Below are 1222 nucleotides of genomic sequence, written 5' to 3' on the forward strand. Positions count from 1 at the left end.
CTGCTTTTGGTGGTTTAATTAGTCGTAATAAAGAAGCACGTATTGATGTACTAGCAGTCTCTCCTTTAATACCACTATTTGTCATAATACAAACAGAAGCTGCTAGCTCTTCCATCGATATACCTAGCTGAGCCGCTGGACCCGCTGCATATTTAAATGCATATTGCATGTCACCGACACCTGCAGCCGTTGCATTTGCAGCTGTTGCGAGAACATCGGCAACGTGTGTACTTTGGCTCGCCTCCATACCAAATGAGTTTAGTGCGGAAGTGATTGTATCAGCAACCATTCCGAGGTCTTCACCGGAAGCCGCCGCCGCACTTAACACACCTGGTAATGCCTTAGTCGCTTGTGCAGAATCAAAACCTTTTGCTCCCATTTCTGCGAACGCCGCTGCAACTTGCCCTGTAGAATACACAGAGCTTTTGGCCATGTCCAAAATCGCACCTTTTACTTGGCCATAATCACCCTGTGTTAACACTGCTGCTTTACGGGTTTGTGACTCAAACTCCCGTGAGTTCTTGATCATATTTCCTAAGGCATAAGCAGAAGCGGCGGCGGCTGGACCAAAAGCATTCTGCATTGTTTGCCCAGCTTGCTGTACACGTCTACCCATTTCAATTGCATGATTCCCTACTTCTTGAAATCTTGTTCTCCACGCCGAATAATCAGGTGGTGGCGGGGGTGCTGGCGCTGGCGGTAATGGAGGAGGTGCCGGTGGTTGTGGCGCGGGTGGAGTAGGAGGCGGTTGACTAATATGTCTAAAAAAGTTGTCCCAAGCTTGTGTAGCTTGTCCTAAATTACTTAATAAACCCGAAATGTCAGCAACCACTTGTGTTTCCACTTTATTTTGACTCATCTGCACCACCTACCCTTCTATTCTTTGATTTTTTATCGCCGCTTCAATCTGATCAAAAAACGATTCATTTCGCTTAATTTTGTTCGCCACTTCTTTCCGTTCTTTAGCACGTGCTTCAATTTCTCGTACACTGTCGGGACGCTTGTAGATATCCTCCAGCTTTTTTACTTTTTCACTTTGTGCATTTCGCATAAACAAAGCTTGTATACTTGCAAACTCGTATCTATCAAGAAGTTGTTCTTTATACCCGTTCAACATAATGTGGTATTCTTTTAAACTAATACGCCACGATTGCAAGGTGGGCATATGAAAAAAACGAAAACACTCACCTTGCAAATCATCAATATTTATGCGTACAGGCTT

At 44.5% G+C, this 1222-nt stretch carries 2 protein-coding genes; both read right to left on the bottom strand.

The window, feature by feature from the left end:
• The coding region (locus KVT34_RS29485) for a phage tail tape measure protein (RefSeq protein ID WP_483311463.1) at nt 1-832 on the bottom strand (832 nt) is incomplete at its 3' end.
• 36 nt (nt 833-868) lie between these two features.
• Nucleotides 869-1117 (bottom strand): hypothetical protein, encoded by a 249-nt coding sequence (locus tag KVT34_RS29490; protein ID WP_217563214.1) that lies wholly within the window; start codon nt 1115-1117, stop codon nt 869-871.
• Nucleotides 1118-1222 lie beyond the last annotated feature (105 nt).

The organism is Paenibacillus sp. GbtcB18, assembly GCF_019091125.1.
Taxonomy (GTDB): Bacteria; Bacillota; Bacilli; order Paenibacillales; family NBRC-103111; genus Paenibacillus_F; species Paenibacillus_F chitinolyticus.